The 8,047-nt window shown below is 37.0% G+C and carries 7 protein-coding genes; all 7 read left to right on the top strand.

The features are described 5' to 3' along the window. The first annotated feature begins 257 nt into the window (after nucleotides 1-257). The 7 genes from GCWU000282_RS05590 to GCWU000282_RS05560 all read left to right on the top strand — a co-directional run bounded on the left by GCWU000282_RS05590 (nucleotide 258) and on the right by GCWU000282_RS05560 (nucleotide 7,863). The gene (locus GCWU000282_RS05590; RefSeq protein ID WP_023354059.1) at nucleotides 258-872 is read left to right on the top strand and encodes a cytidylate kinase-like family protein; all 615 of its coding nucleotides are present in this window, start codon (nucleotides 258-260) and stop codon (nucleotides 870-872) included. Between the two features lie 227 nt (nucleotides 873-1,099). Continuing rightward, complete coding sequence (locus GCWU000282_RS05585) at nucleotides 1,100-1,939, top strand: ABC transporter ATP-binding protein (RefSeq protein ID WP_023354058.1); 840 nt, start codon at nucleotides 1,100-1,102, stop codon at nucleotides 1,937-1,939. Beyond that, a complete protein-coding gene (locus GCWU000282_RS05580; protein ID WP_023354057.1) occupies nucleotides 1,917-4,109 on the top strand; it encodes a COG1361 S-layer family protein in 2,193 nt (730 codons plus the stop codon). The genes GCWU000282_RS05585 and GCWU000282_RS05580 overlap by 23 nt, the downstream gene beginning before the upstream one ends. 25 nt (nucleotides 4,110-4,134) lie before the next feature. After that, nucleotides 4,135-4,695: a hypothetical protein gene (locus GCWU000282_RS05575; RefSeq protein WP_035039626.1), complete on the top strand. Its 561-nt coding sequence runs from the start codon at nucleotides 4,135-4,137 to the stop codon at nucleotides 4,693-4,695. Continuing rightward, nucleotides 4,685-6,037 (top strand): ABC transporter permease, encoded by a 1,353-nt coding sequence (locus tag GCWU000282_RS05570; RefSeq protein WP_023354055.1) that lies wholly within the window; start codon nucleotides 4,685-4,687, stop codon nucleotides 6,035-6,037. The genes GCWU000282_RS05575 and GCWU000282_RS05570 overlap by 11 nt, the downstream gene beginning before the upstream one ends. Before the next feature lie 184 nt (nucleotides 6,038-6,221). Next, complete coding sequence (locus GCWU000282_RS05565) at nucleotides 6,222-6,593, top strand: PadR family transcriptional regulator (protein ID WP_023354054.1); 372 nt, start codon at nucleotides 6,222-6,224, stop codon at nucleotides 6,591-6,593. After that, a complete protein-coding gene (locus tag GCWU000282_RS05560; protein WP_023354053.1) occupies nucleotides 6,586-7,863 on the top strand; it encodes a DUF4097 family beta strand repeat-containing protein in 1,278 nt (425 codons plus the stop codon). The genes GCWU000282_RS05565 and GCWU000282_RS05560 overlap by 8 nt, the downstream gene beginning before the upstream one ends. Nucleotides 7,864-8,047: the final 184 nt, after the last annotated feature.

Raw genomic sequence — 8,047 nt, 5'->3', positions numbered from 1 at the left:
TGAGTGGAATATATCTACAGATGAAATTAAAAAGTTGGCAAATTATTTTATATTGGTATTGAATGATTTGAAGTAAATAAAGTATAATGTTCATGAGCAATTAACTCCTTTGTGGTTATGTTGGTTTGGCGATTAACATTATACCTTAAAAAGGGGGGAATTGCTTTTTTATTTGCAAAACCCCTGAAAATAAAGGTTTTATAAGAAAACAAGGGGTGTCTTTTGACACTACCATTATAGTAAGAAGGAGGAGTGTTATGAACAAAATAGTTACAATAAGCAGGCAGTATGCCAGTGGGGGACGTGAGGTTGCGGAAAAATTAGCTGCGGAGTATGGGATTCCGTTTTATGACAGAGCTCTTATAGCGAGAGCGGCTAAAGAAAGCGGGTTTGCTGAGGCAGCTTTTGACAATGTGGAAATGAAGGCAACCAACAGTCTGCTCTATTCTATAGCAATGGGGATGAATGCTTACGGAAGCCCTGATATTGGCTATACACACCTTTCTCTTGATGACAGAATATATATAGCACAGTCGGATGTAATCAGAAAGATTGCTGATGAGGGACCTTGTATCATAGTCGGACGCTGTGCTGACTATGTGCTCAGAGAAAGAAAAGATGTAATTAACATTTTTGTTTGGTCTTCAATGCCTTTCCGAATCAAACGTGCTGTTGAAAGAGACGGAATTGAGCCGGAAAAAGCTGAAGAAACAATAATCAGAATGGATAAGCGAAGAGCCAATTATTATAATTACCATGCTGTAGAGAGATGGGGAGCGGTTACCAATTATCATTTGGCTATTCAAAATGATTTCAGGGGAGTGGACAAGACAGTAGAAGTTATTAAACAGTTTATAGACAGCGTGGATTGATATTTGGGGGTTTGTCTATAAAAAAGTTTTAATTTATAATTGATTTACAGAGGGGTATTCTTAATTTATTTTTAGGATACCTCTTTTTAAACACAAATTTAATTTAAAATTATTCTTAAGGATAACTTAATAAAAAAGATACTCTCAAGTTAAAGAATCGATGTTATATTCTATACTTATAAAAGTGTTTAACAGGAGTTAGAAAAAAATAAAAAAGTGGTAAAAATATGGAAAAAATCATCGAATTGAAAAATGTGAAAAAAATATATCACATGGGAAATGAGAAGATTAAGGCAGTAAACGGAGTCAGTTTTGAGATAAATAAGGGTGAATTTTGTTGCCTCTTGGGTACCTCAGGCTCCGGAAAATCAACACTGCTTAATCTTATGGCGGGAATAGAGAAGGCCTCGGCAGGAGAAATTCTTTTAAAAGGGTATGACATAAGACATATGAGTGAGAAAAATCTGGCAGATTTCAGACAACATTATCTTGGCTTTGTATTTCAGGCTTACAACCTTATTGGCTCAATGAATGCCCTTGAAAATGTGGAAATGCCGCTTGTGTTTAAAAGGATGGATGCAAAGACGAGAAAAAGACTTGCTGAACAGATGCTTATACAGGTAGGTCTCGGAAGCAGACTTACTCATAAACCAAAGGAAATGAGCGGTGGTCAGCAGCAGCGTGTAGGTATAGCGAGAGCCTTTGTGGCAAGGCCTGAAATTGTATTTGCGGATGAGCCGACAGGAAACCTGGATACCAAGACAACTATGGAGGTTATGGAACTCATTCATGCAATGGCAAGGAGGAACAGACAGACTATAGTCATGGTTACACACGATCCGCGACTTGCAAGCTATGGAGATAAAATAATTCATATTTTGGATGGCAGCATTCAGAATGTTGAAGTAATTAAAACTGCCGAGCAGATAGAAGAAGAAAGTAAGGCAGAAATAGAAAAATTCAAAAAAATACAGCAGGAAAAGAAAAAAGCCAGATCTGAAAAACTTGCAAAATTAATGGGTAAAAAAATGGAGGAGATAAAAGATGAAGCCAAAGAAAATAATTAAAACGGGAGCAGCCTTTGCTTTAGCAGCAGCAATGTTGCTTTCAGGTCCGTCCGGACTGCTTGGAGGAGTTGTTATTGCCAAAGCATCAGATATTGATAGCGCAGCATATAAACCTACGATACCAAAGGCGGTTTTGGGAGATGTGTTAAAGCCTTACAATGTAATGCCGGGAGACACAGTAAATGTGGTTATTCCGGTTAAGGCTTCTAATTATGTAATAAGAAAGCCGGTTATCAATGTTGACCTTAGCAAGACACCCGGATTTACCCTTGCATCAGATGTTACCTGTACAGATGAAAAAGGGAATAAAGTTGAAAATATTTCGGTAAGAGATACAGTTTATGTTAAGTTTGCCGTAAAAATTCCTCTTAATACTAAAAAGGGCAGATATAATGATATCCCTATTACATTTATAACTACAGATAGTTATAATGATTATCAGGAGGTAACTCTTGAACAGTCAAGCAAGCTTACCTTTGTGGTTGACACTCAGAAAAAGAATGCTAAATTTTCTCTTTTGGATACAGACTATCCCAGAAATATAAAAGATAATGATTCAGTAAATATAAAACTGACCTTCCACAATGACGGAGAGCTTCCTGCAGATAATGTAACAGTAAGCATAGCAGGTTATGAAAGCGTATTAGTGCCGGATGACCAGCCTGTAAGCAATATCGGAACTATTGCCGGGGGTGCGGACGGAGATGTCGATTTTGATTTTACGGCTATCAAAAATCTTACTAACGGAGTTACAAAGTTAGATGTAACCGTAAAATATGATAATTCCGATGGAACAGCAGCAGATCCTCAGACCTTTACTATTTCGTTGCAGACTATAGCAAAGAAAACCGATGCTGAGCAGCTTGAAAAAAGACCTATAATTCAGGTTACAAGTGTTAGCTATCCTCATTATACAATAAATGTAGGTAATCATTTTGATGTGGTTTATGAGTTTAAGAATATAGGAGAAGTAGCTGCTAAGAACATAGTTGTAGACACAACAGGATATTCAGAGGCAGGATTGAAGCCGGATATGGCGTATGATAAATTCAGACTCAGACTGTTAAAGCCGGGGAAGACTTTTAAGTTAACAAGAAGTTTTTCTGCTACTGAGACAATTCAGGACGGAATGAAGCCTATTACGGTAAATCTTGTATACTATTCAGTTAAGGATAAATTGCTTGCTACACAGATTACTGATACAATGAGCGTATATATTGATACAAAGGGTAAGGAAAATGCAGGAGATGTGGATAACAGTATGCCTAGACTTACCATATCAAAGTATGATACAGGTAAGAAAAAAATAAAGGCAGGCAAGACATTCACATTTACCTTTGACATTATGAATCCTCATAGAAGTGTATCGGCTGACAATATAGTTGTTACCATTTCCTCAGCCGACAATAACTTTGCCATAGTTGAGGGAAGTGCCAGCATGTTTATTGATTCTTTAGGACCGGGGCAAAGTCAACGCAAAAGTATCCTGCTTAGAGCTAAGGGAGATATAGCTACCAACGGTTATGACCTTGGTATTACATTTGACTACGAATACCTTGGTAAAGATGTGGCAAATAAAAATGCACTTATAAAGAAACAGAACAAAGTAGAAGAAAAACTTAAACTTCAGGTATATTCAGATGACAGACCTATGCTTGCCAATATTTTAGTAGGTTCGGGTGATACACCTGTACTTAATGAAACTACAGCTCTTACTTTCGATTTTACAAACATGGGTAAGTCAGTGCTTTATAACGTAACAGCTAAAGTTAAGGGTGATTTTAAGTCTACCAATGAAGTACTTATTATAGGTAATGTGAATGCGGGTGACAGCAGATCTTGGTCAATGGATGTTACTCCTCAGGTAGATGGTATGGGTAAGGGTGTACTCACCATTTCTTATGAGGACAGTAATGGAAATGTAAGTTCTTATGATACTAATTTTGAAAGTATGGTAAGTGCAACCAATCCTGAAGAAGGAGGAGGAGACATGCCAAATATGCCTATGCCTGTACCGCAAGGACCTAAGGACATTGTTCCTATGTGGGCTTTTGTAGTCGGTAATATAGTTATATTTATTATAGGAATTGCTGTAACTAAAAATTTTGTGGTTAAGAAATATAAGAAGAAAAAGTTGGCAGAAGCTATGCGTGAAGATGAAGAGTTATAATATTTATAATTAGGAGGTGAGAAAATTGAAAATAGATTTATTTATGTTAAACGGAACAGTGGCAATGGCTGTTCCGGCTGCTGAGGCAGGAAGTACGGCTACTATGGGGGCTGAATCAAAGTCTAATGAAAGTGGCGGGGCTGCATCATCATCCGGGCAGACTAATAATACTACCGGAGCTACACAGGAACCTTCAGATACAAATAATGAAGCTTCAACCGGAGGTATGACAGGTTCGACTGCAACACCGGAGACTTCAGGGAACACGGGAGGAGAAACCGGGGGAACAGAAACTACCGGAACTGATGGTTCAGTAAATGAAACTACGGGAAATGATACAGGCATGGCAGGAGGAGAGGCTAATGATATGGCAGGAGGAGATACTGCTAATATGGCCGGTGACGGAATGGGCGGCATGGATGGAATGAACGGTATGAATACTGAAGTTGGAGTATCCAAGTCTATAACTCAGAATGCACCTGTCATGATAGGTATAACAGCCGGTGTCCTTGCACTCTCAATTTTAGTAGGAATAGGTCTTGCTAAATTAAAGATTAAAAAGGGTATAAATTTATATGAAGATTAGTGATCTTATGAAAATGGGCCTTAGGAATCTTGGAAGGCGAAAAGCCAGAACTGCCCTTACCGTAGTAGGTATAGTCATAGGTACTATTTCCATAGTTGTAATGATATCCATCGGTATAGGAATGAACCAGAGCTTTAGAGAGAATCTTATGCAATATGGTAGCTTTACGGTCATCAACATGGAAAAAAATCAGATAGATTTTGATGAAAAAGGCAATTATTCCGGTGAAAAGAAGCAGAAGCTGAACGATAAACTGATAGAAAAGCTTAAACAGATTCCTCATGTAAAGACCGTATCACCGGTTATAAGTCTTGGCATAAAGCTTAAAAGTGGAAATTATGAGAGTGGAACACAGATAAACATAATGGATTCGGATTCATTTGAAGATCTTGAATTTCCTAAGCTTAAAAATAATAAGACTTATGAACGGAGCAACAGTAGAAGCAAAATCAAAATCTGGGGTGGAACAGAAGCTTTTCAGGGCTTTTCTAATCCAAATGCGGCAACCTATCAGCCTAAAAGGGTAAATCCTGAAAAAGACAGGATAGTTATGATGATTTATGATGAAGAAACCCTGCCACGTGATGATAAAGGAAATCTTAAGATACAGCTTAAAGAGTATTCTACTGACATAGCTGTATTTGACAGTGCCGGTTATAATGAATACTCTTACAGCATGTACATGGATAAAACTCAGTTTATGAATATATATAAGGAATATGTAAAACAGCTTCCTGTAGATAAAAAGAAGAAGGCTGAGAAGAAGCTTAAAGAGTATGATGGTATTAAGATAAATGCAGACAGCGTGGAAAATGTAAGAGGCATACAGGATGCCATAAAGGAAATGGGCTATAAGTCAAGCAGTATGTCGGACTATACCCAACAGATAGAGAACTTCTCAAAGACAATTCAGATGGTGCTTGGAGGTGTAGGTGCCATATCCATGCTTGTTGCGGCTATTTCTATTGCCAACACAATGATTATGTCTATATATGAGCGTACCAAGGAAATCGGTGTAATGAAGGTGCTTGGCTGTCATATCGGAGATATCAAAAAACTCTTTCTTTTTGAAGCGGCAATGATGGGGCTTATAGGAGGAATTATAGGAATAACTTTCAGCTACGCGGCCTCATATATGCTAAATACTTTTGGCGGCGCTTTGGGAAATGCACTTAATATGCTTGGTGGAGATGGTGGTAGTGGAAGTAAGCTTTCCGTAATTCCATTATGGCTTCCGTTTGTGGCATCAGGTTTTGCCATAATTATAGGCATAGTTTCCGGTTATTATCCTGCAAGCAGAGCAACCAAGATTTCTGCTATTGAGGCTATGAAGAATGAGTAAAATGATGTGCTTCGGCTTACATTGATTTTGGATGATATTTAGTTTATTAAATTCCTTTAGAAATTAAAAAGTCTAAAGGAATTTTTTCTTGACAAACAATATTATACGATATATAATATACTACAATAACTAATACTTAAGTTAATATAACTATTGTATCACCTTAAAAAGAAAGGAGAGAGCGATGACTTATCAGGTAACAGCACCACTCTTGGATGCCTGTGTATTGGGAATATTAGAAAAGGAAGATTATTATGGATATACACTGACACAGAAGGTACAAGAGGTAATAGATATTTCTGAATCTACACTTTATCCTGTACTCAGGAGACTTCAAAAAGAAGGAGAACTGGCAACTTACGACAGCCCGGTACAGGGACGTAACCGCAGGTATTATAGGATTACACCTGCGGGTAAAGAAAAACTTAAATTTTACAAGAAAGAATGGAAGTCCTATAAAGAGGGGATTGACAGATTGCTTAGCGGAAAATTAAATGTAGAATTTTCTTTTTCAGTAAATATAAATAACGGTAAGGGGGCTAAGGGTAATGAATAAAAATGAATTTATGGAAAGCCTTAAAGAAAAACTGTCAAAGCTGAGTGTTGAAGACAGGGAAGATGCTATAAATTACTATTGGGAGTACTTTGAAGAAGCAGGCTTTGGTGAAGAAAGTGATGTAACTAAAAATGTGGGTAATCCTGAGGATGTGGCGGCTAAGATTATTGAGACGGCAGAGTGTATTAGAGAGAGTGAGTCACAGGAGAACAGTTCTTGTAATCAGAGTGAACAGGAGAATGTAACAAAGGAAAATAAAACAGAATGTAGTAGTTATAGTTCTGCAGAAGGCAAAAAAACTGAGGAAATAAAGGAAGAAAGTGATTTTGACAAGACAGAGAAGTCAGAAAACCATCCTATTGAAATTACAGCTTTGGATTTATTTGGAAAAGACGAACAAAATGCCTTTGACAGCGTGGATATAGATATATCAAACTTAGACGTAATCTTAAGAACAGGTGATGAATTCGGAATTTCCATAAACTGCAAAGACGAAGGGCCTATTATAGAAAGAAAAGGCAGCTGTCTTGTGGTAAAGGACAGGAATAAAGCGAAGTTTATAAAAATATTTGATTTTAATTTTAATATTTTTAACAGAGAAAAAGGATTTATAGAGATTATTATTCCCAGAGATAAAAAACTTAATAAGATAAAAAGTAGGTTGGAACTTGGAAAATTTTATTTGTTTGCGCTAACGGCAGATGAAATGGATGTAAGGACAGATATGGGGTCTTTGGAGTTGGTAAGTGCAACTGCACCTAAGTGTAAACTTGGAGCGGATATGGGGCATATATCGGTCAAAGACAGTATCTTTAATGAGTTAAAGGTAAAAAGCGATACCGGAGCGGTAAATTTAAAATATTCAAAGACAGACTTAATGAAAATATCTACGGATACAGGTTATATATCATTGGAAAAAACAGATGCCGGGAATACGGAACTTAAGTCCGATACGGGCTATATTAAGCTTTACAGCGGAAACGTAGGAAGTGTATCAGCAAAGACAGATACAGGTCTCATTAAGTTTGATGGAACAGAATTAAATTCTCTTGAGGCAAAGAGTGATACCGGAAGTATATCTGCAAAACTTCTCGGAGTCAGAGAAAACTACAAATTTGACCTGAAGAACAGCTTGGGAATTATAACTGTAGACGGAAAAAATCAAGGGAAGTCAATATTTGACAACAGTTATACAGATAACATGGGTGAAATTCCTGTAAGAATGAGCGTAGATACGGGCAAGATTAATGTTTCCTTTTTAGGGAAATAAATGTTATCAAAAAGTTTACAAAAAGTTTTAAAATTTCCTTTGACAATTATTGTTGACTGTGGTATATTGTATATTATAATCCCGTTTTCGACAGTTAAAAAATATTAAAAGGCGTAAACCCTTGAAAATTAAAGGATATTACGCCTTTTTAAGTGCTGTAAAAATGCTGTATCCAAAGCTTATC

The sequence above is a fragment of the Catonella morbi ATCC 51271 genome (genome assembly GCF_000160035.2).
In the GTDB taxonomy this organism is placed as follows: Bacteria; Bacillota; Clostridia; order Lachnospirales; family Lachnospiraceae; genus Catonella; species Catonella morbi.
This window is presented reverse-complemented; position numbering and strand designations above follow the sequence as displayed.